Raw genomic sequence first — 21,270 nt, 5'->3', positions numbered from 1 at the left:
CTCCAAGGTGTAGAACATTTCGTGAAAATCAACCCGTGGAAACCAGGGGACGACCCTCGAAAATGGTTTCCATCGAGAAAACGCCGGTCACGCGCTCAAGATCCATGTCCACGATCAATCGCTTGTACAGCGCGTCATAGCCCGCCATCCCGGTCGTCACCGCCTTGGCGAGATAGTCCCATTCGCCGCCGATGCGGTGGAAATCGACGATTTCGGGCTGAGCCTCGATCCGGGCGCGGAAACGGCGGGCCCAGGCGTCATCGTGATGGCGGGTGCGGATCACGATGAAGACGGTCAGTTGCAGGCCCAGAGCGACCGGGTCGATGCGGGCGCGGCTGCCTTGAAGAACCCCTGCCTCGGTCAACCGGGTCAGGCGCCGCCAGCACGCGTTCTGGGACAGGCCGACCCGCTCGGCCAATTCGCGCTGCGAGAGGCTCGCGTCACGCTGCAGCAGCGCAAGCAGCTTGTTGTCGATTTCATCGAAATTCTTCGCCTGATCGTTCATATGACCACCATTCTCGCAGATGCTATCGTTTATAGCGGATGTTTCATCGCAAGATACGGGTCATTCTGGGCATAGGAATACGAGGAACAGATGCCCCCCTTTGACAGCTACCTTGCCCGGCTGGGAGAAGACCCCCTGCAGACGATCCATGACGGCCTGATCGGCCGCGATGCCATCTTTCAGGGTCCGTTCGGACCGCGCAAACTGATCTATGCCGATTACATCGCCTCGGGCCGCGCGCTGCGTCCGTTGGAAGAGTGGATGATCGAAACCGTGCTGCCCTGGTATGCGAACAGCCATACCGAGGCCAGCCATTGCGGCGGCACGATGACCCGCCTGCGCCGGGCGGCACGTACGGCCATCGCGGAATGCGTCAACGCTTCGGACGATCACGCAGTCATCTTTACCGGCTCGGGCGCGACACAGGGCATCAACAGGCTTGTCCATCTGTGGCAGGTGGGTCCGCAGGCGACAGTCCTGCTTGGCCCCTATGAACATCATTCGAACATCCTGCCCTGGCGCGAAAGCGGGGCAAGGGTCATCACCATTCCCGAAGCGCCCACCGGCGGTCCCGACCTTGACGCGCTCCGCGACGAACTGGCGCGCGCGACGGGGCCGGTGATCGGCAGCTTTTCCGCAGCATCGAACGTCACCGGAACGCTGACCGACGTGGCCGCAGTAACAGCTTTGCTGAAACAGGCGGGCGCGCGCGTGGCATGGGATTACGCCGGCGCTGGCCCCTATCTCGCCATCGACATGGCGCTCGGGATGGACGCGGTCGTAACCTCACCTCACAAGTTCATCGGCGGACCGGGGGCATCCGGCGTCATGATCCTGCGCCGAGATTCGGTGGCCGAAACGCGCCCGACCCTGCCCGGTGGCGGCACCGTCCGTTTCGTCTCGCCCCAGGGCCACGACTATTCGTCGTCGATCGAGGCGCGGGAAGAAGCCGGAACCCCGAACGTCACCGGCGACATCCGTGCCGCGCTGGTCTTTCTGACGAAACAGGCGGCAGGACAGCAGCGCATCGCCAAGCGCAATGCCCGCTGGCTGGCGCGTGGCCTGACCCGGCTTCGCAATCACGCCCGCATCGAGCTTCTGGGGAATCTGGACGCCCCGCGCCTGCCCTTCTTCAGCTTCCGCATCCGCGACGGGCAAGGCGGTCATGTCCACCAGCAACTGGCAACGCGGATGCTGTCGGACCTGCACGGGGTGCAGGCGCGCGGTGGATGCGCCTGCGCAGGACCCTATGTCCACGCGCTTCTGGGGATCGATCAGCCCGAATCCGACCGCCTGCGCACCGCAATCCTGTCGGGGGACGAGATCGAGAAGCCGGGATTCGTCCGCCTGAACCTGTGCTGGGCAGCGGATGAGGCCGAGGTCACGGCGATCCTGGACGCGGTCTGCAATGTCGCCGATCACGCAACGGATTACCTGGCGCTGTATCGCTGCGATCCCGCAACCGCGATCTTCACCCCGGTTGCGGCAGAGTAGCCCGTCGTGCAGCGACCCATTCGCGCAGCAGCGCGACCCGGCGGGGGCGGAAACTGGTGCCGCCCCGGTCCATCCTGCGAATGCGCGGAACGTGAAAGACGCGATAGTCATCCCGCAGCCGGCAATGCGCCAGCAGCATCATGTGATTGTCGCTGAAGGACAGGCCCAGCGGCCAGATCTCGCGTGTCGAACTGAGGTCGTTCAGGTCGAGATAGTCGATGACCAGACTTTGTTCATCCCATAACGCCTGCCTGAGGATTTCCATGTCGATGCTGGGACCGGGCCGAGGGCGCGGCTCTCGGAACAGCCGCATCGTCGCGTGCATGGCGTGACGGCCCTGCGATTGCGGCAACGTCGCGATGATCCGTGCCAGCGCGTCCTGACCCGCCCGCGACAATGCATCATCGCCCAGCGACGACAACCCGGACACGGCCAGCATCAGCGCCTCGATCTCAAGGCGCGAGAAGCTTTGCGGCGGCAGCGCCGGATCTTCGGTCAGGGAATAGCCCAGGCCCGCCTCGCCATCGATCAGCGCGCCGCCCGCGCGCAGCGTGGCGATGTCGCGGTAAAGCTGGCGCTGCGATACGCCGGTTTCCTCGGCCAGACGCAGGGCCGTGACCGGTGCGGGCAACCGGCGGATCGCATCCATCAGGCGCATCAGTCGATCGGTGCGGGACATGCTGTCACCTTTTGTCAGCAGGGCAGTTGCATCCTGAACCCGTCAGAACAGGAGGCCAAGATGCTGACCCTTTATCACGCCCCGCAAAGCCGCTCGAACACCATCATCAGCCTGCTCTGCGAGCTGGACGTGATGGACAAGATCCGCGTGCGCACCGTGACAATCCCGCGCCAGAACGGATCGGGCGGCCGCGACCCCGCCAACCCCCACCCCGAGGGCAAGGTCCCCTATCTGGTCAACGGGGACGATCACCTGCGCGAACGCGGGGCGATCATCGTATACCTGACCGATCTTTTCCCCGAGGCGGGTCTGGCGCCGCTGCCAGGCGATCCGAAGCGTGGCGAGTATCTCAGCTGGCTGTTCTGGTATCAGGGCGTGCTTGAACCGGTTGCGGTGCTGCAATTCGCGGGCCTGTCGCACCCTGCCCTGCAGGCGACGTTCCGCGACTACCCGACCGCGCTGGAGCAGCTGGACAAGACCCTGACCCGCCAGCCCTGGCTGCTGGGCGACAAGTTCTCGGCCGCGGATCTGCTGGTCGCCAGCCCCTTCATCTTCTTCGGGGACGTCATGCCCAGCACCCCGGCGATCATTGAGTGGGCGGGGCGGATTCAGTCGCGCCCGTCCCAGGCGCTGGCGGCGGCCTTCGACGGCTGAGCCGGGGCAGTCGGCAGGCGCGCCAGCTGCACCATCAGGATGCCCGCTGCGACGACCAGGGCCCCGATCACGTCCGAGGCGCCGAACCGTTCGCCCAGCAGCAGTGCCGCGATGCCGACACCAAAGATCGGCGACAGGAAATGGAACGTGGCCGCCCGCACCGCACCCACGCGGGCGACCAGCAGGAACCAGATCCAGGTCGCGCCGATGCCCGGTGCCAGCACGGTATAGATGAAGGCCCAGACAAGCTGGCCGCTCCACTGCACGGGGCGGCCCCATTCCAGGATCGCGGCGGGGATCGCCAGCGTCAGCGCGCCGACGGCCATCTGCATGGCCACGATGGTCATCATGTTGCGGCTGCCGCCCGCACCCCGCGCGGCAAGGGTCGCCACTGTCAACGCGACGACCGCCAGCAGGCACAGGATCGTGCCCGGAATATCCAGTCCGTGCTGCAGGCGCACGCCCATGATCAGCGTCACCCCGGCGGCCCCGGCGACAAGGCCAACCACTGCGGCGGGCCGCAGCCTCTCGCCATAGATCAGCCAGCCGAAGAAGGCGACGATCAGCGGCATCATCGAGGCGATGATGGCCGCCGCCGATGCCTCGACATGCTGCATCGCGATCCAGTTCAGGCCCAGGTATAGCGTGTTCTGGCAGATGCCGAAGATGATGACCGTGCGCCATTCCGCGCGGCTGAGCCGAAGGTTCTGCCCCATCGCAATGGCCAACGGAAGCGCCACCACGGCGGACAGGGCAAAGCGGATGACCAGCGCGGTCAAAGGCGGGGCGGCGGTCACGATCATCCGCGTCGTGGTAAAGGCCGAAGCCCACATCAGCGCAAAGCCGAACCCCATCGCGATGGCCTTGAAATCCATGCGCCAGCCTTTCCGTCGAACCGCCCGCATGAGCTAGCAGATGAATGCGCGGGCGCAAGACAAAAGCGGGGAACTACCATACCGGCGCCACAAAAAGGAAGGACCGCGCATTGCTGCGCGGTCCTTCGCTTGCGTCACGGCCTGAAGATCAGGCGTTCACGCTGTCCTTCAGCGCCTTCGCGATGGTGACCTTGACCACCTTGTCGGCGGGCTTCGTCATCATTTCCTGGGTCTGCGGGTTGCGGACCTGACGCTCGGGGCGCGCGCGGCAAGCAACTTTGCCGATGCCCGGCAGGGTCAGCGCGCCACCGTCAGCGACGGTTTTCGACACGACAGCCGACAGCGCGTCCAGCGCCGCAGCAGCGGTTTTCTTGTCGCTGCCCATTTCTTCGGCGAGCGTGGCCACCAGCTGGGTTTTGGTCATCGGTTTAGAAGCGGCCATAGCCATAGTCTGTCTCCTCGTTGTTTCCCGTTCGGGAAATTTTCGGACGCCACCTTGGCGGCATGAAGGGCGCTACACAAGCTTTTTGAGGAAGGTGCAAGCCATTTTTGCCCTTTCCAGCCAGCAAACGCTGCGAAACCTGCGCATCCGGCGCGCTCTAAAGGAAGGCCGTCTCGTTAAACGACCTCAACTTGCGGGAATGGATCCGCTCCAGCGGCGTCGCCCGCAGCTTCTCCATCGCGCGGATTCCGATCAGCAGATGGCTTGCCACCTGCGTGCGGTAGAAATCCGTCGCCATGCCCGGCAGCTTCAACTCTCCGTGCAGCGGCTTGTCCGAAACGCACAGCAGCGTGCCATAGGGCACCCGGAAGCGGAAACCGTTCGCGGCGATGGTCGCGCTTTCCATGTCCAGCGCCACGGCACGCGACTGCGACAGCCGCTGGACCGGGCCGGACTGGTCGCGCAATTCCCAGTTCCGGTTGTCGATGGTGGCGACCGTCCCCGTTCGCATGATCCCCTTCAGCTCATACCCGTCCAGCTGCGTGACCTCGGCCACGGCCTCTTGCAGGGCGACCTGAACCTCGGCCAGCGCGGGAATCGGAACCCAGACCGGCAGGTCGTCGTCCAGGACGTGATCTTCGCGCAGATAGGCATGGGCCAGCACGAAATCGCCCAGGGATTGCGAGTTCCTCAGGCCCGCGCAATGGCCGACCATCAGCCAGGCATGGGGGCGCAGCACCGCGATATGGTCGGTGGCCGTCTTCGCGTTCGAGGGCCCGACACCGATATTGACCAGCGTGATCCCGTCACCGTCCGGGCGCTTCAGGTGATAGGCGGGCATTTGCGGTGTCTTGGCGCCCGTGACCAGCAGGTCCTCGGGTCGTTCCAGGATCTGGTTTCCCGGGGCGACGAATTCGGTATAGCCCGACTCGGGATCGCCCAGGGCACGTCGGGCAAAGGCCTCGAACTCGTCGACATAGAACTGGTAGTTGGTGAACAGGACGAAGTTCTGGAAATGCTCCGGCAGGGTCGCGGTGTAATGTGACAGCCGCGCCAGCGAGTAGTCGACGCGCTGCGCGGTAAAGGGCGCAAGCGGCTGGCTGCCGTCGGGATTGGGCCCCGAGGTGCCGTTGACGATGTCGTCATTCATGGTGTTCAGGTCGGGCACGTCGAAGACGTCGCGCAGCGAGAATGACAGCACGCCTTCCTGCGGGACGTTCAGATCGCTTTGCGTCGCCACCGCGAAATGCACCGGCATCGGGGTATCGCTGTCGCCGACCGTGACCGAGATCGCGTGGTTCTTCATCAGCAGGGCAATCTGCTCGGTCAGGTAGCCGCGGAACAGGTCCGGCCGCGTGACCGTGGTCGCATAGCTGCCCGGCACCGCGACATGGCCAAAGGACAGGCGCGAATCCGTCTTGGTGTGGCTGAGCACGATCATCCGCAGCTCGGGATAGAAAGCACGATAGCGGGCCGTCGGCCGCTGACCCTCAAGCGTGCGAATGAAGCGGTCGAGCAGGAATTTCGACGACCGCTCGTACAGCTCGATCAGGCGGTCCACCGCGGCCGACGGATCGTCGAAATGGACCCGCTCGGCCTTCTCGGGGGCTTCGACGGGCAACTGGCGGTTGTCGGTCATCTGGGAGGCGCTCCTGCTTTTCAGCGGACTGTGCCAGCGCCGCCGCGGACTGGCAAGCGGCGACCGGGCATCCTATCTGCTGAGACAAAGGAGTGCCGCATGCAGTTTTCCATACTTGATCTTGCCGTGGTCGCCGAGGGCGCCGATGCCCGCCAGGCCATCGCCAATTCCGTCGCATTGGCGCAGGCCGCCGAGGACTGGGGCTATCACCGTTTCTGGCTGGCGGAACACCACAACATGCCGGGGATCGCCAGCGCCGCGACTTCGGTTTTGATTAACCATGTCGCCGGTCAGACGCGCCGGATTCGCGTCGGCGCGGGCGGGGTCATGCTGCCGAACCATGCGCCGCTGGCAATCGCGGAACAGTTCGGGACGCTGGCGACCATCCATGGCGACCGGATCGACCTTGGCCTTGGCCGCGCGCCGGGGGGCGACGGCGCGGTCATGCACGCCTTGCGCCGCGGCATGTCCCGCAACGAGGATTTCCCGAACGACGTGGTCGAGCTGCTGCGTTATTTCGGCCCTGCGGTCCCCGGCAATGCGGTCGCGGCGCATCCGGGACAGGGCACGAATGTCCCGGTCTGGATCCTGGGTTCGTCGCTTTACGGCGCCAGCCTCGCCGCGGCGCTGGGTCTGCCCTATGCCTTTGCCAGCCATTTTGCGCCGGGCGACCTGGACGAGGCCGTGACGGTCTATCGCGAGCGGTTCCAGCAGACGCCCTTCGGCGAAACCCCGCGCTTCATGCTGGCGGTCAATGTCATCGCCGCCGATACCGATGCCGAGGCGCAGCGGCTGCGGACCAGCCAGATGATCAGCTTCGCGCGGCTCAGGCTTGGCTCTCCGGGGCTTTTGCCCGCGCCGGTCGATGACATCCGCGATGCGGTACCGCCGGGCATCCTGCCCTCGGTGGAACAGGCGCTGTCGGTCAGCGCAGTGGGTTCCCCCCGGACGGTCGCCGCGCGGCTGGACGAGCTGGTCGCCCGCTATCGCCCCGACGAGCTGATCCTGGTCGGGAACATATTCGACCAGAAGGCGCGCCACCGCTCGTTCGCGATCGCGGCCGAGATCCTGAGGGGCCGCGCATGAGGCTGCTGGTCCTCGGCCACGGCTATTCCGCCGGTTTTCTTGATCCCTTGCTGAAGGCAGAAGGCTGGCAGATCACCGGCACCACCCGCAGCCAGCCCACACGGGTGCTGGCCAGCGGCGCCACTCCCTTGCTGTGGCCGGGGGATGAAGATGCCGTTAGGGACGAGATCGCACGCGCCGACGCGATCCTTGTCTCGGCCGGCCCGCAGGAGGGGCATGATCCGGCGCTGGCGGCTTTCGGACCCGATATTGCGCGCACGCGCGCGCGCTGGATCGGTTATCTGTCGACGACCGGAGTTTATGGCGACCATGGCGGCGACTGGATCGACGAAGAAACGCCCCTGTCACCCACGACGCGGCGTGGGCACGACCGCGTCACCGCCGAACAGGCATGGCAGGCGCTGGCGGCCGCCCATGCGCTGCCCCTGCACATCTTCCGGCTGGCGGGGATCTATGGTCCGGGACGTGGCCCATTTGCAAAGCTGCGGGCCGGGACCGCGCGCCGGATCGTGAAGCCCGGCCAGGTCTTTTCCCGCATCCATGCCGAGGACATCGCCCAGGCCCTGCTAGCCTCGATCAAGGCGCCGCGTCCCGGCGCGATCTATAACCTGTGCGACGACGACCCTGCCCCGCCAGAAGATGTCATCGCCCATGCCGCAACACTTCTGGGCCTGGCGCCGCCACCGGCCGAGGATTTCGCCAGCGCCGAAATGACGCCGATGGCGCGCTCCTTCTATGCCGAAAGCAAGCGGGTCTCGAACGAACGGATCAAGCGAGAGTTGGGGGTGAGGTTGAAATATCCCGATTACCGCAGCGGGTTGGCCGCGCTGCTGGCGGAAGGCGGGGACTGACCCCGCCGATCCCCGTCCCGGCCTAGCGCCCGATCGAGCAGCAGCCGTTCAGCATCCGCGACGGCATGTCCTGCCCGTCAATAATGACCGAGACGGCCAGCGCGTAGCCCCGATCCGACATGCCGTCGCTGCACTGGTCGGGACGGACAAAAGCTGTGACCCGACCGGCATCGTCGCCCGCGATCAACCCGCGCGTCGGCTCGTTCTCGATACCGCGATCCATGACCTTGCGCAGGCCAAGCTCGCGGTCCTTCTTGTCCGGTTCGGAAAAGATCATGCCCGATTTCGTGGTCTTCAGGGACCAGAATGGCTCGGTGCCGCTGCAGACCAGGCTTTGCGGCAGGGATTCGGGCTGCCAGACGCCCTTCTGCGGGGCAAGGAAGCGCAGCGCCACCCATCCGGACTGCTCGCCGACATTGACACGCCCCCATTTTCCCGAGGCATCGCGCGCAATCAGCTCGACCCCCGTGGCGGTGGCGGGAAGCGTCGCGATGACCTTGGCCTGGCCGTCCGGGGTTTCACGCACGTTCAGCGTGTCCCAGGTCTCGACCACGGTCACGTCGTAAAGGTTGGGCAGATAGCCCTTTGGCTTGGCGGGTGCCTGTTCGGCCTTGGCCGGGGCCGGTTCGGCAGCCGATTTCGCCGCATCGGCAGCGGCAGGTTGACCCGCGGCGGCAGGGTCGGCAGGCGCGGGTTCCGCGGCGGCGGCAGGCTTGTCCGCGGCTGGCTTATCCGCGGCCGGGGGCTCTTGCGATGCGGGTGCCTGCGCCAATGCCGCCACCGGCAAGGACAGGACCAATCCAGTCAGAAGGATACGCAGCATCGGGACCTCTCAAGCGCGTTTCACCATTGCCACGCCCAGAACTTCAAGCACCTTCGCCCGGATATCCGGTGCAGACATGCGGGCTTCGCGATACATCGCTTCTGGGCTGGCATGGTCGATGAAACTATCCGGCAAGACCATCTGACGGAAGCGCAACCCTCCGTCAAAAATACCTTCATCGGCAAGAAGTTGCGCGACCAGACTGCCAAAGCCGCCGACGGCCCCTTCTTCGATGGTGATCAGCGCCTCGTGCGAGCGCGCCGTCGCCAGGATCAGGTCGCGATCCAGAGGCTTGGCAAAGCGCGCGTCGATCACCGTGGGCGAGATGCCCGAAGCCAGCAATTCCTCGCGCGCGCGCATGACCTCGGCCAGGCGGGTGCCGAAGGACAGGATGGCGACACGCTTGCCCTCGGCGATGATGCGGCCCTTGCCGATCTCCAGCGGCTCGCCGCGTTCCGGCATCTCGACCCCCATGCCCTCGCCGCGGGGATAGCGGAAGGCGATGGGGCCCTCGTCATGGGCAGCGGCGGTCGCGACCATGTGGACCAGCTCGGCCTCGTCCGCGGCGGCCATGACGACCATGCCGGGGAGGTTGGCAAGAAAAGCGATGTCATAGGCACCGGCATGGGTCGCGCCATCCGCACCGACCAGCCCCGCGCGGTCGATGGCGAGGCGGACCGGAAGGCGCTGGATCGCGACGTCATGCACGACCTGGTCATAGCCGCGCTGCAGGAAGGTCGAGTAAAGCGCGCAGAAAGGCTTCATCCCCCCCGCGGCCAGCCCGGCGCTGAAGGTCACGGCGTGCTGTTCCGCGATCCCCACGTCAAAGCAGCGACGCGGGAAGCGTTCGGCGAAAAGATTCAGCCCGGTCCCGTCCGGCATCGCGGCGGTCACGGCGACGATCTTGTCGTCGCGGCTGGCCTGATCGGTCAGCGCCCGCGCAAAGACCGAGGTATAGCTGGGGGCATTCGACTTGGCCTTGGCCTGCGTGCCCGTCGCGACGTCGAATTTCGCCGTCGCGTGGCCGCGGTCCGCGGCGCGTTCGGCGGGGGCATAGCCCTTGCCCTTCTTCGTCACCGCATGGATCAGGACCGGACCAGTGGCGCGCGCCTTCAGCGTGCGGAACAGCGGCAGCAACTGGTCAAGATCGTGCCCGTCGACGGGGCCGACATAGGAAAAGCCCAGTTCCTCGAACAGGGTGCCGCCGATGGTCATGCCCTTCAGCATTTCCTTGGCCCGGCGCGCTCCCTCTTGCAGGGGCGGAGGCAGGAATCCGACCGCGCCCTTGGCCACCGCCTTCAGATCCTGGAACGGGTTTTCCGCGTAAAGCCGCGTCAGATAGCGCGAGAGCGCCCCGGTCGGCGGCGCAATCGACATTTCGTTGTCGTTCAGGACCACGAACAGCCGTTTGCCAAGGTCGCCCGCATTGTTCATCGCCTCGAACGCCATGCCCGCGGTCATCGCGCCGTCGCCGATCACCGCGATCGCGTCGCCCGGATCACCGCCCAGTTCACGCGCCATGGCAAAACCCAGCGCCGCACTGATCGAGGTCGAGCTGTGCCCCGCGCCGAACGGATCAAAGGGGCTTTCGGACCGCTTTGTAAAGCCGGACAGCCCGCCTTCGGTCCGCAGGCTGCGGATGCGGTCGCGCCGGCCGGTCAGGATCTTGTGGGGATAGCACTGGTGGCCGACGTCCCAGATGATCTTGTCGCGCGGGGTGTCGAAGACGGCATGCAGCGCCACGGTCAGCTCGACCACGCCCAGGCCCGCGCCCAGATGGCCTCCGGTGACCGAAACCGCGCTGATCGTCTCGGCACGAAGCTCCGAGGCAAGCTGGATCAGCTCGCGGTCGCTCAGCGCCTTCAGGTCCGAGGGCAGGTTCACGCGGTCAAGAACCGGGGTGGCAGGGCGGTCGGTGTGGTCGGTCTGGCTCATGCGCTGACCCTTTCGATCGGGAATTTCGGTCGTTCGGCCTGACGCTCAGGCATCGCGTTCGATGATAAACCTTGCAAGGTCGCGCAGGTTTCCTGCGGCCTCGCCATAAGGTTCCAGCGCGGATTCGGCGTTGCGCACCAGCTTGCGGGCCTTGTCGCGCGCGCCGTCCAGCCCCAGAAGCGACACGAAGGTCGCCTTGTTCGCCGCGCCGTCCTTGTTCAGCCTCTTGCCGGTCTCGGCCTCGTCGCCGATGACGTCCAGGATGTCGTCCTGGATCTGGAAGGCCAGGCCGATATTGCGGGCATATTCGGTCAGCGGGCCGGTATCTTCACCCGCCATGATCGCACCCGAGGTCGCCGAAAAGACGATGAGCGCGCCGGTCTTGGCACTTTGCAGGCGCTTGATCGCAACGATGTCGAGGGGTTCGAGCGCGGTTTCGGCCGCGATGTCCAGAGCCTGACCCCAGACCATGCCGCGGGCCCCGACGGCCTCGGAAAACGCGCGGATCAGCGCCACCCGGACCTCGGCCGTGCCGATCTGGTGCAGGCTCAACAGACCGAAGGCCAGAGTCTGCAGCGCGTCCCCGGCAAGAATCGCCGTAGCCTCGGACCATTGCACATGGCAGGTCGGCAGGCCGCGACGCAGGTCGTCATCATCCATCGCGGGCAGGTCGTCATGGACCAGGCTATAGGCGTGCAGCGCCTCGACCGCCGCGGCGACGGGCAGAGCCTCTCTGTCGGTCAGGCCGAACAGGCGCGCCGATTCCATCACCAGAAAGGCGCGCAGCCGCTTGCCGCCGATACAGGCATAACGCATTGCGTCGGTCAGTTCGCCCGGCGGGAAACCGGCCATGGCCTCGTCCAACGCGGCCTGAACCTGCGCCTTCACATCCTCAAGACGGTCCTGCATCACAGCCCCTCGACGGGAACCGTTCCAGTCGGCTGGCCGCTGGCGGCAAGCGTGATCTTTTCGACCCGCTCCTCGGCGCGGCGCAGGACTTCCTCGCAATGCTTGCGCAGCAGGGCGCCGCGTTCGTAAAGCGCGATGGATTCTTCAAGCGCGGCGTCGCCGTGTTCAAGCTTGCCGACCGTCGCCTCAAGCTCGCGCATCGCCTCCTCGAAGGACAGGTTTTCGATCTCGGTCATGCCGGCGTCTCCTTCAGAACCTCGACATGGGCGCGCGCGGTGCGGCCCAAAGCGGCAAGATCATAACCGCCTTCGAGGACCGATACCACCGGCGCCGAACAGGTCGCCGCCGCGTCGAGGATCAAGCGGGTTATTGCCGTGAAATCACCGTCTTCCCAGGCCAGCGATGCCAGGGGGTCCGCCTCATGGGCATCGAACCCGGCCGAGACCAGCACAAGCTGCGGCTGCCATTCGACCACGCGGTCGCAAATCTGCCGCCAGGCCGCGCGCGCCGGACCCCCCTCCGAGCCCGCCTGCAAGGGCAGGTTCAGGATCTGGCCATGTGCGCCACGTTCCGAGGGGGCGCCAGTGCCGGGATAAAGCGGAAACTGATGCGTCGATGCAAATAGGCTGCGCGGTTCGTTCCACAGCAGATCCTGCGTGCCGTTGCCGTGATGAACATCGAAATCCAGCACCGCGACCCGGTCCAGCCCATGGTGGTCCAGCGCCCGCACGGCCCCGATCGCGATCGAATTGAAGATGCAGAAGCCCATTGCGCGGGCGCGTTCGGCATGGTGGCCGGGTGGGCGCATGGCGACGAAGGCTGTCGCATCCTCTCCAGCCAGTACCGCATCCACTGCGGCGCAGACCCCGCCCACCGCGTGGCGCGCGGCCGCAAGGCTGCCCGGCGAAAGATAGGTATCCGCGTCCAGCATCGACCAGCCTTCCTCGGGCACCTTGCGAGCCACCGCCGCAAGATAACCAAGGGGATGGCAGCGCAGGATGTCTTCGTCCTCGGCGTCCGGTGCCTCGCGCCGGTCCAGCTCCAGATTGGCCAAGGCGCGGATCACCGCGTCAAGCCGCGCCACCTGCTCGGGGTGACTTGGCGGCGTAACATGCCGAAATCCTGACGGATGGGTGTAAAGAAGCGTCATGGCTTCACGATTATGCAGCACACCCGCACCGGCAAGCGATAGTTCCGCGACCTGTCGAAATCGACGGGCCGCGGCACAGTCATCTGCCTAACGCGGGCGCACCAACCGGCCCGCCCCTGCCCCGCAAAAGTCAGGCCAGCAGGCGGTGGCCATCGTGCCCAAGGACAGCAACCTCGATCAGCGAGCCTTCGGGCATGTCGCGATCAAAGGCGACCTCGGTGAAATGTTCGGTCCGGGCAAGGCGCGGGCCTTCGGTCAGAACCAGCCGGGTCTGGCCGATCTGCGCGGCCAGATGGCTTTCCAGCGCGGCATCGCCCTTGGCGCGCAAGCGGGCGGCGCGGTCCTTGATCGCAGGCCCGGCGACGCGCGGCATACGTGCGGCGGGCGTGCCCTTGCGCGCAGAATAGGGAAAGACATGCAGGAAGGTCAGTCCGCAATCATCGACCAGCTTCAGGCTGTTTTCGAACATCGCCTCGGTCTCGGTCGGGAAACCGGCGATGATGTCGGCGCCAAAGACGATGCCGGGACGCAGCTTGCGGGCATCCTCGCAGAAGCGGATCGCGTCATCGCGCAGGTGGCGGCGCTTCATCCGTTTCAGGATCATGTCGTCGCCCGCCTGCAAGGACAGATGCAGATGCGGCATCAGGCGCGGCTCGGTCGCGATCGCCAGCATCAGATTCTCGTCCGCCTCGATCGAATCGATCGAGCTGATGCGCAGGCGCGGCAGGTCGGGGACCAGACGCAGGATGCGCATGACCAGATCGCCCAGCCTCGGCTGACCCGGCAGGTCCGCACCCCAACTGGTCAGGTCGACCCCAGTCAGAACGACCTCGTTGAAGCCGCGGTCGCGCAGGCGCTTGATCTGGTCGACCACAACTCCGGCGGGAACCGAGCGCGAATTGCCCCGGCCATAAGGGATGATGCAGAAGGTGCAGCGATGATCGCAGCCATTCTGGACCTGCACATAGGCACGGTGCCGGCCGAAACCGTCGATCAGGTGCCCGGCGGTTTCCTTGACCGACATGATGTCGTCGACCTGCACCTTTTCGGTCTCGCCGATCAGGTCGGGCGCACGCATTCCGGCCCAGGTCGCGGGCTGCATCTTTTCATGGTTGCCGATGACGCGCGTGACCTCGGCCATGGCGGCGAAGGTCTCGGGCTCGGTCTGGGCGGCGCAACCGGTGACGATCACGGGCGCGCCGGGGTTTTCGCGGGCAAGGCGGCGAATCTCTTGCCGGGCCTTTCGCACGGCCTCGGCCGTCACGGCGCAGGTGTTCACGATCACCGCGCCCGTCAGCCCCGCCGCATCGGCCATCTCGCGCATGGCCTCGGTCTCATAGGCGTTCAGCCGACAGCCAAGCGTCGCAAAGACCGGAGGGTTCACCTGATCTTTCATCCCCGCCACACCCCGTCAAAGACATGGGCGGTCGGGCCGGTCATCCAGACCCCATCCTCGCGCCAGTCGATTTCCAGAACCCCGCCGGGCACGTTCACCCGGACGCGACGGCCGGTCAGACCGCGCCGCGCCGCCGCGACGACAGCGGCGCAAGAGCACGAGCCCGAAGCGAGCGTAATACCTGTTCCCCGCTCCCAGATGCGCAGGATGATCTCGTCCGGCGAGACGACCTGCACAACCTCGACATTCGTGCGCTGGGGGTAAAGCGGGTGGTGTTCGTGTTCGGGACCGAAGCGTTCAAGATCGACCGTGGCCACATCCTCGACAAAGAAGGTCATGTGCGGGTTGCCCATGCCGGTCGCGACCGGATCGCCATCAATCGGCAGATGCAGCGTGTCTATATCCGCAGCCAGCGGAATGCTCTGCCAGTCCAAAACCGGCGGCCCCATGTTCACGCGGGTCAGGCCATTCCCCGCATCCTCGGCCGCAAGCACCGCGTGATCGGTCGCCAGCCGCAGCGCCGAGGCCCCCGATTCGTCCAGCAGATAGCGCGCGACGCAGCGCGTGGCATTCCCGCAGGCCGCCGAAACCGAGCCGTCGGCGTTATAGAAGACCAGCCTGGCATCGGCATTTTCGCCCGGCAGGATGACCGCCAACTGGTCGAATCCGACACCGAAATGTCGGTCCGCCATGGCTGCGACAACCGCAGGCGCGGGCAGCTCGCCGGTCGAGCGACCGTCGAGGACAACGAAATCATTGCCCAGCCCATGCATTTTCATGAAGGGCAAGGACAGGCCTTGGCCGGGGTTTTGCTGCTGTTCCATGCGGGTCACATACGCTTGCGGGAAAGTTTTTTCCAGAGGTCGTGATTTTTCCGCTTGACCCCACCAGCGCCCAACACTAGTTAGCCCCCCGTGCAGTGGGCCCATAGCTCAGTTGGTAGAGCAACTGACTTTTAATCAGTGGGTCACAGGTTCGAATCCTGTTGGGCTCACCACTATATCTTCCTGTAAAGCCAAAGGCTTAAGGGAGGATAGGCACAAGACGACAATGTCGTCAAAAGCGTTCCAGCGGACAGTCAGCGGACAAATTCAGAGTGTTTCCCACCGGGGGGACTACCGCCAACGGGCCGCGCGCCAGCCTGCTGCAAGGGCCTCGGCCTCGTCGCAAAACCAGCGCTCTCCCTTGCTCTCATCAATCCGAGTCTTGGCGTAAGCCGGCGACCACGGCGTGTGGTAGATCCGTTCACCCTTGTTCGAAATGTTGCCCTTGATGGGACATCCCCTGGGCGCGTCCGCAACGGCACGGTTCCAACGGTCGGCGCGATACTCCCATGCGGGCTGCGAAGCACCTCGCCAGATACCCAGGCTGCGTTTGCGGGCAACCCGCTCGGCATCGACATAATCACTGGAATAGCGGCTATACGCCCACGCCAAGCCGTGCCCGACCATCTCACCGCCGATATCCAGCCCCTTTGCCTGACAGCGCGCCACGATTCGCCGGTAAGCGTCAGTGGTGAGAGGGATGCATTCCACGACCTGCCCCGCGACCAGATCGGCCATTGCTTCGGTGGCAGCCTCGCCGCAATCCCATTTCCTTCCGGCACCCCGGTCGCATTGTTGGCCCTGTTCAGGGGCGTCGATACCATGAATACGGATGGCGACAGGGCCTATCTTGATGGTGTCCCCGTCGACCACATCAGCGTTCCCGACGATGCGCGGGCCGTCCTCACCGCGGACCGGCTCGGGAAACATCAGGGTCAAACCTGCCACGAATACACAAATGAACCGGCACACCCCCGCGATTCCCGCGATTCTGCGATTCGGGATGCCTTCGGCGTCCTGGTCAGCCATCACAGGCGCAACCAAGGCCCTTATGGCATCGCTTGTCCCGGCTGATGCAGCTATTCCCGCAGGCTTTCCCCTTGCTGCAAACCTTGCAGCAAGCCGCATCGAGCAGCACTTCAGTTGGTCGGGCCAGATCGAGCAAACGCTGACGAGCCGTTGCCACATCCTCGTATGTGAGCCCTCCGCTGATTGGCTCGGACGCATCGTCGGCGAAGACCGGGAGGGCAAGGCAGATGGCAACAACGGAAAAGAGTCGAAACATGACGGCTTCATTAACAATTCATTAACCCTTTCTGCCTAACCGCTCATCAGTCGATTCGCCCACCCAAAATATGACCACCAACGCGAAAGCCCCCGCCTGATGCAGGGGCTTGCGTCGGCCAATGCGTCCTTACTCACCCCCTTCCGGGTTGGGCCGAGAATGCTGTGTTCATGCGTGCCATGGCGACGGCCCGGCACTGCGTGGCCCCGAGGTTGCCAGGACAAGCGCTGGCTCCTTTGGGAAGGACCGGATGTCGAACCATTTGAAGCAGGTGCCGTCGGTGTTCATCCGGTCGCCTGACGAGATGGGATATCCGTTCGAGGCATGACGAATCAGCCCGGCGCGGAAAGCCCGTAGATCCAGCAGCCACCAGAGGTCAAATCCCGTCTCAGCGGCATTGGCGTGGCCGTAGAACAGCCAGTCGCCCTCGCCATCCACAATCTTGGCCAGCTCGGTTTGATTGCCCGAGGGCAGGCGGGAGCGGATCGTGAAGTCATAGGGATAGCGGCCGGCATAGCCATGACGGCGCACCCTGGCGGCAATGCGCACGTCCCTGCCATCAAGCATCAGGAGATCTGTGGCATGGCGGGTATCAAGGTGATCAGGCGCCACCCGCAGCAGATGCGCGCCGACGATGCGGCGGATCTCGGGGATGAATCGATCGGACCAGTGCCGGTTGATCGAATAGGCCATGTTCATGCTGATGCGCCCTCGCGCCGGTTGCCAATATGATGAAGGAAGGGAAGCGCCCGACCGAAGCCGGGCGCCCTCGTGTCAGCCCTCAGGCAAAGCCACGCTGTCCAAAGCCGCATTCAATTCGCCCGCGATGTCGCGAGCCGTGCTGATCAGCGACGAGATGGCGGCGGGTGCAAGGCCCTCGTTGTCGAGAACCTGAGCAGCCTCAAGGATGTGTTCGAGATGCATGGCCCGAGCCTGCTGATTCTGGATGTGATCGAGGAGGGCGTTCATTCCGCGGCCTCCATCTTGGCAACGCGCTTGCGATAGCCTTCAAGCATCTCGCAGCCCATCCCGGCGATATGCGCCAGTGTCTGCGCCACCTCCAAGGTCTGCTCGACCATATACAGGCGGCGCTCCTCCAGTTCTCCGCCGACGGTTTCGTTCAACAGGGCGATACGGCAGGTTCCGATCATCGTCTCCACGCAGTAGACGAGATGTTCAGCCCACTCGTCCGGTTTGTCCGTTTTGACGATATCGGTGAGAACTAGGGGCTCGCTCATGCCCGGCCCTCCCGAACAACGGTCTGGTCGCCTTCCCCAAGCCACAGCCAATCGAGGCTCAGGCCGGTCGCTCGGCAGTAGTTCAGGATTTCGTCGGTGAGAGCCCCGCCGTCCCCGTATTCATCAATCAGGACATGCTCGGGCGGGGTCGTGCCAGTCTGCGAGGCGAACGCGTCCAGGCGCTGGCGGACATCCGCGGGCATTTCGGGATAAAGGTTCATTCCACACCTCCTTTCGGCAGGGCAATTACGTCAAGGTTCTGGTTGAGGTCGCGGGCGAGACCGAAAGCCGTTTCGGCCAATTGCACGCAGACCGTGCGGGTCGCTTCGTCGGGGCGCTCTATCAGGTGCAGCATCGCGCCCACGACCGCCTCCAACGCGGCGGCATTGTTCTGCTGGTCTTGGATATGTTGGCGAAGCGCGTTCATGCCGCACCCCCGATCAGCGAGCGGGCTTCGGCCCAGAACATCGAAAGGCGCGGGTCGCATCCTTCAACATCGCCGTCGCCGAAGTTTGTCCATGCGTTGACTTTGATAAGCACGTCACGGGCACTTTCGCTCGGCGTTTGCATCAGGCGCTGCTCGACTTCCCATCGACCCTCCAAGGCGTTTTCGAAGTCCTTGTCGTCTTCCTGAGCGTTGGCGAAGTCATCCCAAGCCCGCCACTCCCGGAACAGCCGCATGACCGGCGTTTCCTCTTTAACCGCAGCGATGACGGGAGTAGTGCCGACTGCCAGCGCCAAGGGAGCCAGTTTCATCAGATCACGACGTTTCATAGTCCGTTCTCCATGATTGAATTTTGATTAGCCGACAGCTCACGCACGGTGATGCCGCAACCGCACCGGATTGAATGAATGCAGCATCCTGCGCGTGAGCTTGGGCGATCCGATTGTATTCGCCGGCCATTCGGTCCGAGCCGCAGTTGCGCGGCCAAGCCTGCCCAGGCGTTGGGGTGCCGAGAACATCGGCAGGAATCGCCCTGCGCGCCGTCATGACGAGCAGGCCATGCGATCCAGTCGACGCTGCGCGGCCCGCAAGGCCTCGATCTGATACTGGATCGCGTTCTGCATCGACTTGAGGTCGCCGGGGCCGGTCTCGACTTCATCCAAGGCCAGACGCAGCCGCACAGTGATGAATACCCGCTCCGCCATGGGCAAAACCGATCCGGCTCGGCCGGCAAGGCATGCGGGCTTAGTCGCCCCTTTCAGGTCGTTGTCGATCACGTGTGTCACTCCGAGTTTGGAACCCGACAGTTGCGGGTTCGTGTTCGCGAGGCAGGTGAAACCGTTTACCCCCTGCGCTACACATGATATGTAATGAGTAACACACGGCGTGTCAACACATGGCGTGTAATTACCTACACATGGAGTGTTGATGCAGGCTCTCGACAAGAAGATTTGCAAGGCCGCGCGCGCGCTGCTCGACTGGAAAGCCGGAGACCTCGCGGACGCCGCGGGCATTTCTCATGACACTCTGCGGTCATTTGAGAGCGGGCGGACAAAGACGTTGAGTCGCGAAAACGAAGATGCAGTCCGCAAGGCATTCGGAGCCCAAGGCGTCCATTTCCTTGAAGGTGGGCAAGTCGCGGCAGGGCCTGGAGTGTCGCTAGCAGAGAACAGGACCATAATAACAATAGCGGGGTTCACCGGTGGAGCCCGGTCCGAAGAGTAGATGTGATGCGTTGGTTATTTAGAAGTGCAACCCCAAATGAGGCTGGTAAACCCGTGGACCTTCAAGATTTCATTAGAGATACGATTATTCAGGTCCAGAAAGGTGTAAAAGAGGCGATAGACGCCCTGAAAGACACCCCTGGAGTCATCAATCCAGTTTGGGGCAATGCCGACAGCATCGAAGAACGGCATATTCAACAAATCAATTTTGATGTGGCTGTGACGGTAGACTCGTCCGCAAAGGGCAAGGGCGCGGCCAGTTCCAAAGGAATTATCAAGGTCTTAGCCGCTGACGTGTCACTCGATGGCGAATTGTCCAGAGGGAGAAGTTCGGTAAGCCGAGTGACCTTCTCAGTTCCTTACATCCCTCCTGTGCAAACTGTCGGCAAGGAAAAGTGACGGGGCAATGTATATGAGGGACATGCTGTGGTTGAAGGTGAAAAAATGGGCGACGGCGAGGATGGCCCCCGGACACGGGGCGAGACCTTCCCCGGCTATCAGCATGAGGCGGGCGACAGGGCGTTCGTCGTATCGCAGCACTTCAACGATTTCGTTCAAGAGCATCCTTTCATCCAGGAACGGCCAGACTTGACGGCTCTTGCCGATCAGATCGGGGATGCGCTGGGTGAGCTTTATCAAGCGATATGGAGGGCGGAGGAATGAGCCGTTCGCGCAAGAAAACTCCGATAGCGGGAATAACAACGGCCGCGAGTGACAAAGCCTACAAGACGGCAGAACATCGCCGCGAGCGTAGGGCCGGTAAGGTCAGCGTTGCCGCTGGCGAAGACCCGGAGCATTGTGTGTAACTGTCGATGACCATCCGAACGAAACAGCCGTAAATTTCAGATTGTTTCAGGCCTTTCGAGCGCGATATGTTGGGACTCTACCGGCGAAACCTACTAGCTGTTCTTGTTTTGCGCGACGGGGTGCTCCCCGAAGTCAGCCTCAGATCACAAGTTGCAGCGTCCTTGACTCCCCCGTTGACATTTGTCAACACATTCTTAGATTCTTGAGGCATACAAAGTGGCTCGAAGCCGTCATCCGAACAAGCATATCGAAGAAGCTGTTGCTTATGCTGAGAACAAGGGCTGGAGAGTAGAGATGTGTCGGGGTTACGCATGGGGGAGGCTGTATTGCCCCCATGCTGACAGATCGGGATGTCGGGTATCTGTGTGGAGCACACCACGGGTGCCTGAGCATCACGCAAGCGATCTGATAAAATTGGTGGATAAGTGTGCGTGCGGAGGCAACGATGCAGACGTATAGCTTTACGTTTATTGTAGGCGATGTCGATCCACATTCGCCGGAGTTCGAAGATCGGTTCTATGAAGCCGGGTGCGATGACGCAACGCTTGTGCTTATGCACGGCGCTGTGGCGGCGTGCTTCAACCGTAGTTCTGGTTCATTCAAAGATGCGGTGCTGTCTGCATATGAGAACATTTTGAAGTCAGGAGCCTCGGTAGAGCGCTTTGAGCCGGACTATCTGGTGAGTGCGAGAGAAATCGCTATCCGAGCCAAACTAACGCCGCAGGCGGTCAGTTTGTATGCAAAAGGAGAGCGCGGCGAGAACTTTCCCAAGCCAAAATTTCGTGTCACTACCGCCAACCCGATGTGGGACTGGGTAGAGGTTTCTCGATGGCTGGTAAAACGCGGCAAGATCGATGAGTCTGAGTATCGAGAAGCGCAGATTTCGCGAGTTATCAATTTTGGGTCGCAGGTAAATATGAAATTTTCTAATATTTGCCAGCAAACAGAAGTTGCGTTGGCGGAAGCTGTTTGACCATAGCGACCTAGATTGGGTGAGCATTCGACCACCT

The 21,270-nt window shown here is 63.7% G+C and carries 28 protein-coding genes and 1 tRNA gene; 9 read left to right on the top strand and 20 right to left on the bottom strand.

Going from position 1 to position 21,270, the window contains the following annotated elements:
• Nucleotides 1–28: 28 nt before the first annotated feature.
• On the bottom strand, nucleotides 29–505 hold the full coding sequence (locus ACO2Q4_RS01755; protein ID WP_311761502.1) for an Lrp/AsnC family transcriptional regulator: 477 nt from the start codon (nucleotides 503–505) through the stop codon (nucleotides 29–31).
• A 90-nt stretch (nucleotides 506–595) separates the two neighbouring features.
• Here ACO2Q4_RS01755 and ACO2Q4_RS01750 point away from each other — a divergent pair, with 90 nt between their 5' ends.
• On the top strand, nucleotides 596–1,999 hold the full coding sequence (locus ACO2Q4_RS01750) for an aminotransferase class V-fold PLP-dependent enzyme (RefSeq protein WP_423316905.1): 1,404 nt from the start codon (nucleotides 596–598) through the stop codon (nucleotides 1,997–1,999).
• Here the strand turns inward: ACO2Q4_RS01750 and ACO2Q4_RS01745 are convergent.
• On the bottom strand, nucleotides 1,977–2,678 hold the full coding sequence (locus ACO2Q4_RS01745) for a helix-turn-helix transcriptional regulator (protein WP_423316903.1): 702 nt from the start codon (nucleotides 2,676–2,678) through the stop codon (nucleotides 1,977–1,979). The two genes, ACO2Q4_RS01750 and ACO2Q4_RS01745, sit on opposite strands and share 23 nt — an antisense overlap.
• Before the next feature lie 60 nt (nucleotides 2,679–2,738).
• On the opposite strand from ACO2Q4_RS01745, the gene ACO2Q4_RS01740 reads away from it, so the two are divergent.
• Nucleotides 2,739–3,332, top strand: coding sequence for a glutathione S-transferase family protein (locus ACO2Q4_RS01740; protein ID WP_423316901.1), 594 nt, complete (start codon nucleotides 2,739–2,741; stop codon nucleotides 3,330–3,332).
• Here the strand turns inward: ACO2Q4_RS01740 and ACO2Q4_RS01735 are convergent.
• The 3 genes from ACO2Q4_RS01735 to ACO2Q4_RS01725 form a co-directional block, all read right to left on the bottom strand.
• Nucleotides 3,287–4,207, bottom strand: a complete 921-nt coding sequence (locus tag ACO2Q4_RS01735) for a DMT family transporter (protein ID WP_311761498.1) — start codon at nucleotides 4,205–4,207, stop codon at nucleotides 3,287–3,289. The genes ACO2Q4_RS01740 and ACO2Q4_RS01735 overlap by 46 nt on opposite strands.
• A gap of 148 nt (nucleotides 4,208–4,355) precedes the next feature.
• Nucleotides 4,356–4,655, bottom strand: a complete 300-nt coding sequence (locus tag ACO2Q4_RS01730; protein ID WP_311761497.1) for an HU family DNA-binding protein — start codon at nucleotides 4,653–4,655, stop codon at nucleotides 4,356–4,358.
• A 151-nt stretch (nucleotides 4,656–4,806) separates the two neighbouring features.
• The gene (locus ACO2Q4_RS01725; protein WP_423316898.1) at nucleotides 4,807–6,288 is read right to left on the bottom strand and encodes an AMP nucleosidase; all 1,482 of its coding nucleotides are present in this window, start codon (nucleotides 6,286–6,288) and stop codon (nucleotides 4,807–4,809) included.
• Nucleotides 6,289–6,387: 99 nt separating this feature from the next.
• On the opposite strand from ACO2Q4_RS01725, the gene ACO2Q4_RS01720 reads away from it, so the two are divergent.
• Both ACO2Q4_RS01720 and ACO2Q4_RS01715 read left to right on the top strand, forming a co-directional pair.
• Nucleotides 6,388–7,374 carry an LLM class flavin-dependent oxidoreductase gene (locus ACO2Q4_RS01720; protein WP_423316896.1) on the top strand — a complete coding sequence of 329 codons (987 nt, stop codon included), beginning with the start codon at nucleotides 6,388–6,390 and terminating at the stop codon, nucleotides 7,372–7,374.
• On the top strand, nucleotides 7,371–8,225 hold the full coding sequence (locus ACO2Q4_RS01715) for an SDR family oxidoreductase (protein ID WP_423316894.1): 855 nt from the start codon (nucleotides 7,371–7,373) through the stop codon (nucleotides 8,223–8,225). Before ACO2Q4_RS01720 ends, ACO2Q4_RS01715 begins: the two co-directional genes overlap by 4 nt.
• Nucleotides 8,226–8,247: 22 nt before the next feature.
• On the opposite strand, the gene ACO2Q4_RS01710 is transcribed toward ACO2Q4_RS01715, so the two are convergent.
• The 7 genes from ACO2Q4_RS01710 to dapF all read right to left on the bottom strand — a co-directional run bounded on the left by ACO2Q4_RS01710 (nucleotide 8,248) and on the right by dapF (nucleotide 15,262).
• The gene (locus ACO2Q4_RS01710) at nucleotides 8,248–9,048 is read right to left on the bottom strand and encodes a COG3650 family protein (RefSeq protein WP_423316892.1); all 801 of its coding nucleotides are present in this window, start codon (nucleotides 9,046–9,048) and stop codon (nucleotides 8,248–8,250) included.
• Between the two features lie 9 nt (nucleotides 9,049–9,057).
• Nucleotides 9,058–10,983, bottom strand: coding sequence for a 1-deoxy-D-xylulose-5-phosphate synthase (dxs, locus tag ACO2Q4_RS01705; RefSeq protein ID WP_423316890.1), 1,926 nt, complete (start codon nucleotides 10,981–10,983; stop codon nucleotides 9,058–9,060).
• 45 nt (nucleotides 10,984–11,028) lie between these two features.
• Nucleotides 11,029–11,892, bottom strand: a complete 864-nt coding sequence (locus ACO2Q4_RS01700) for a polyprenyl synthetase family protein (protein ID WP_395135711.1) — start codon at nucleotides 11,890–11,892, stop codon at nucleotides 11,029–11,031.
• A complete protein-coding gene (locus ACO2Q4_RS01695; RefSeq protein ID WP_311761490.1) occupies nucleotides 11,892–12,128 on the bottom strand; it encodes an exodeoxyribonuclease VII small subunit in 237 nt (78 codons plus the stop codon). The genes ACO2Q4_RS01700 and ACO2Q4_RS01695 overlap by 1 nt, the downstream gene beginning before the upstream one ends.
• A complete protein-coding gene (locus ACO2Q4_RS01690) occupies nucleotides 12,125–13,042 on the bottom strand; it encodes a histone deacetylase family protein (protein ID WP_423316888.1) in 918 nt (305 codons plus the stop codon). The genes ACO2Q4_RS01695 and ACO2Q4_RS01690 overlap by 4 nt, the downstream gene beginning before the upstream one ends.
• 130 nt (nucleotides 13,043–13,172) lie before the next feature.
• Nucleotides 13,173–14,426, bottom strand: coding sequence for a tRNA (N(6)-L-threonylcarbamoyladenosine(37)-C(2))-methylthiotransferase MtaB (mtaB, locus tag ACO2Q4_RS01685; RefSeq protein ID WP_311761518.1), 1,254 nt, complete (start codon nucleotides 14,424–14,426; stop codon nucleotides 13,173–13,175).
• Nucleotides 14,427–14,434: 8 nt separating this feature from the next.
• The gene (dapF, locus tag ACO2Q4_RS01680; protein WP_423316886.1) at nucleotides 14,435–15,262 is read right to left on the bottom strand and encodes a diaminopimelate epimerase; all 828 of its coding nucleotides are present in this window, start codon (nucleotides 15,260–15,262) and stop codon (nucleotides 14,435–14,437) included.
• Between the two features lie 97 nt (nucleotides 15,263–15,359).
• Between dapF and ACO2Q4_RS01675 the strand changes: the two genes are divergently transcribed.
• Nucleotides 15,360–15,435, top strand: a tRNA-Lys gene (locus ACO2Q4_RS01675).
• A gap of 118 nt (nucleotides 15,436–15,553) precedes the next feature.
• On the opposite strand, the gene ACO2Q4_RS01670 is transcribed toward ACO2Q4_RS01675, so the two are convergent.
• Nucleotides 15,554–16,291, bottom strand: coding sequence for a thermonuclease family protein (locus ACO2Q4_RS01670; protein WP_423316884.1), 738 nt, complete (start codon nucleotides 16,289–16,291; stop codon nucleotides 15,554–15,556).
• 22 nt (nucleotides 16,292–16,313) lie between these two features.
• Here ACO2Q4_RS01670 and ACO2Q4_RS01665 point away from each other — a divergent pair, with 22 nt between their 5' ends.
• On the top strand, nucleotides 16,314–16,586 hold the full coding sequence (locus ACO2Q4_RS01665; protein WP_423316882.1) for a hypothetical protein: 273 nt from the start codon (nucleotides 16,314–16,316) through the stop codon (nucleotides 16,584–16,586).
• Between the two features lie 129 nt (nucleotides 16,587–16,715).
• Here the strand turns inward: ACO2Q4_RS01665 and ACO2Q4_RS01660 are convergent, their stop codons facing one another.
• The 7 genes from ACO2Q4_RS01660 to ACO2Q4_RS01630 form a co-directional block, all read right to left on the bottom strand.
• A complete protein-coding gene (locus ACO2Q4_RS01660; protein WP_423316881.1) occupies nucleotides 16,716–17,246 on the bottom strand; it encodes a hypothetical protein in 531 nt (176 codons plus the stop codon).
• A 75-nt stretch (nucleotides 17,247–17,321) separates the two neighbouring features.
• The gene (locus ACO2Q4_RS01655; protein WP_423316879.1) at nucleotides 17,322–17,516 is read right to left on the bottom strand and encodes a hypothetical protein; all 195 of its coding nucleotides are present in this window, start codon (nucleotides 17,514–17,516) and stop codon (nucleotides 17,322–17,324) included.
• On the bottom strand, nucleotides 17,513–17,785 hold the full coding sequence (locus ACO2Q4_RS01650; RefSeq protein WP_423316877.1) for a hypothetical protein: 273 nt from the start codon (nucleotides 17,783–17,785) through the stop codon (nucleotides 17,513–17,515). The genes ACO2Q4_RS01655 and ACO2Q4_RS01650 overlap by 4 nt, the downstream gene beginning before the upstream one ends.
• Complete coding sequence (locus tag ACO2Q4_RS01645) at nucleotides 17,782–18,006, bottom strand: hypothetical protein (protein ID WP_423316875.1); 225 nt, start codon at nucleotides 18,004–18,006, stop codon at nucleotides 17,782–17,784. Before ACO2Q4_RS01645 ends, ACO2Q4_RS01650 begins: the two co-directional genes overlap by 4 nt.
• Nucleotides 18,003–18,212 carry a hypothetical protein gene (locus ACO2Q4_RS01640; protein WP_423316873.1) on the bottom strand — a complete coding sequence of 70 codons (210 nt, stop codon included), beginning with the start codon at nucleotides 18,210–18,212 and terminating at the stop codon, nucleotides 18,003–18,005. The genes ACO2Q4_RS01645 and ACO2Q4_RS01640 overlap by 4 nt, the downstream gene beginning before the upstream one ends.
• Nucleotides 18,209–18,559, bottom strand: coding sequence for a hypothetical protein (locus ACO2Q4_RS01635; protein WP_423316871.1), 351 nt, complete (start codon nucleotides 18,557–18,559; stop codon nucleotides 18,209–18,211). The genes ACO2Q4_RS01640 and ACO2Q4_RS01635 overlap by 4 nt, the downstream gene beginning before the upstream one ends.
• 213 nt (nucleotides 18,560–18,772) lie before the next feature.
• A complete protein-coding gene (locus ACO2Q4_RS01630) occupies nucleotides 18,773–19,006 on the bottom strand; it encodes a hypothetical protein (protein ID WP_423316869.1) in 234 nt (77 codons plus the stop codon).
• Nucleotides 19,007–19,459: 453 nt separating this feature from the next.
• On the opposite strand from ACO2Q4_RS01630, the gene ACO2Q4_RS01625 reads away from it, so the two are divergent.
• From ACO2Q4_RS01625 to ACO2Q4_RS01615, 3 genes are all read left to right on the top strand, one after another.
• Entirely contained in the window at nucleotides 19,460–19,852 is a 393-nt protein-coding gene (locus tag ACO2Q4_RS01625; protein ID WP_423316867.1) for a hypothetical protein, read from the top strand.
• A gap of 45 nt (nucleotides 19,853–19,897) precedes the next feature.
• Nucleotides 19,898–20,116 carry a hypothetical protein gene (locus ACO2Q4_RS01620; protein ID WP_423316865.1) on the top strand — a complete coding sequence of 73 codons (219 nt, stop codon included), beginning with the start codon at nucleotides 19,898–19,900 and terminating at the stop codon, nucleotides 20,114–20,116.
• A 589-nt stretch (nucleotides 20,117–20,705) separates the two neighbouring features.
• A complete protein-coding gene (locus ACO2Q4_RS01615; RefSeq protein WP_423316864.1) occupies nucleotides 20,706–21,233 on the top strand; it encodes a hypothetical protein in 528 nt (175 codons plus the stop codon).
• Nucleotides 21,234–21,270: the final 37 nt, after the last annotated feature.

Source organism: Paracoccus sp. KR1-242 (assembly GCF_049446195.1).
GTDB classification, from domain to species: Bacteria; Pseudomonadota; Alphaproteobacteria; order Rhodobacterales; family Rhodobacteraceae; genus Paracoccus; species Paracoccus broussonetiae.
Note: the sequence above shows the minus strand (reverse complement) of the source record. Positions and strands in the feature narration are given on the sequence as shown.

Coding starts and splice junctions, on each gene's coding strand:
- ACO2Q4_RS01755 (WP_311761502.1), bottom strand. CDS start 505: ATGAACGATCAGGCGAAGAATTTCGATGAAATCGACAACAAGCTGCTT.
- ACO2Q4_RS01750 (WP_423316905.1), top strand. CDS start 596: ATGCCCCCCTTTGACAGCTACCTTGCCCGGCTGGGAGAAGACCCCCTG.
- ACO2Q4_RS01745 (WP_423316903.1), bottom strand. CDS start 2,678: ATGTCCCGCACCGATCGACTGATGCGCCTGATGGATGCGATCCGCCGG.
- ACO2Q4_RS01740 (WP_423316901.1), top strand. CDS start 2,739: ATGCTGACCCTTTATCACGCCCCGCAAAGCCGCTCGAACACCATCATC.
- ACO2Q4_RS01735 (WP_311761498.1), bottom strand. CDS start 4,207: ATGGATTTCAAGGCCATCGCGATGGGGTTCGGCTTTGCGCTGATGTGG.
- ACO2Q4_RS01730 (WP_311761497.1), bottom strand. CDS start 4,655: ATGGCTATGGCCGCTTCTAAACCGATGACCAAAACCCAGCTGGTGGCC.
- ACO2Q4_RS01725 (WP_423316898.1), bottom strand. CDS start 6,288: ATGACCGACAACCGCCAGTTGCCCGTCGAAGCCCCCGAGAAGGCCGAG.
- ACO2Q4_RS01720 (WP_423316896.1), top strand. CDS start 6,388: ATGCAGTTTTCCATACTTGATCTTGCCGTGGTCGCCGAGGGCGCCGAT.
- ACO2Q4_RS01715 (WP_423316894.1), top strand. CDS start 7,371: ATGAGGCTGCTGGTCCTCGGCCACGGCTATTCCGCCGGTTTTCTTGAT.
- ACO2Q4_RS01710 (WP_423316892.1), bottom strand. CDS start 9,048: ATGCTGCGTATCCTTCTGACTGGATTGGTCCTGTCCTTGCCGGTGGCG.
- dxs (WP_423316890.1), bottom strand. CDS start 10,983: ATGAGCCAGACCGACCACACCGACCGCCCTGCCACCCCGGTTCTTGAC.
- ACO2Q4_RS01700 (WP_395135711.1), bottom strand. CDS start 11,892: ATGCAGGACCGTCTTGAGGATGTGAAGGCGCAGGTTCAGGCCGCGTTG.
- ACO2Q4_RS01695 (WP_311761490.1), bottom strand. CDS start 12,128: ATGACCGAGATCGAAAACCTGTCCTTCGAGGAGGCGATGCGCGAGCTT.
- ACO2Q4_RS01690 (WP_423316888.1), bottom strand. CDS start 13,042: ATGACGCTTCTTTACACCCATCCGTCAGGATTTCGGCATGTTACGCCG.
- dapF (WP_423316886.1), bottom strand. CDS start 15,262: ATGGAACAGCAGCAAAACCCCGGCCAAGGCCTGTCCTTGCCCTTCATG.
- ACO2Q4_RS01670 (WP_423316884.1), bottom strand. CDS start 16,291: ATGGCTGACCAGGACGCCGAAGGCATCCCGAATCGCAGAATCGCGGGA.
- ACO2Q4_RS01665 (WP_423316882.1), top strand. CDS start 16,314: ATGGCATCGCTTGTCCCGGCTGATGCAGCTATTCCCGCAGGCTTTCCC.
- ACO2Q4_RS01660 (WP_423316881.1), bottom strand. CDS start 17,246: ATGAACATGGCCTATTCGATCAACCGGCACTGGTCCGATCGATTCATC.
- ACO2Q4_RS01655 (WP_423316879.1), bottom strand. CDS start 17,516: ATGAACGCCCTCCTCGATCACATCCAGAATCAGCAGGCTCGGGCCATG.
- ACO2Q4_RS01650 (WP_423316877.1), bottom strand. CDS start 17,785: ATGAGCGAGCCCCTAGTTCTCACCGATATCGTCAAAACGGACAAACCG.
- ACO2Q4_RS01645 (WP_423316875.1), bottom strand. CDS start 18,006: ATGAACCTTTATCCCGAAATGCCCGCGGATGTCCGCCAGCGCCTGGAC.
- ACO2Q4_RS01640 (WP_423316873.1), bottom strand. CDS start 18,212: ATGAACGCGCTTCGCCAACATATCCAAGACCAGCAGAACAATGCCGCC.
- ACO2Q4_RS01635 (WP_423316871.1), bottom strand. CDS start 18,559: ATGAAACGTCGTGATCTGATGAAACTGGCTCCCTTGGCGCTGGCAGTC.
- ACO2Q4_RS01625 (WP_423316867.1), top strand. CDS start 19,460: ATGCGTTGGTTATTTAGAAGTGCAACCCCAAATGAGGCTGGTAAACCC.
- ACO2Q4_RS01620 (WP_423316865.1), top strand. CDS start 19,898: ATGGGCGACGGCGAGGATGGCCCCCGGACACGGGGCGAGACCTTCCCC.
- ACO2Q4_RS01615 (WP_423316864.1), top strand. CDS start 20,706: ATGCAGACGTATAGCTTTACGTTTATTGTAGGCGATGTCGATCCACAT.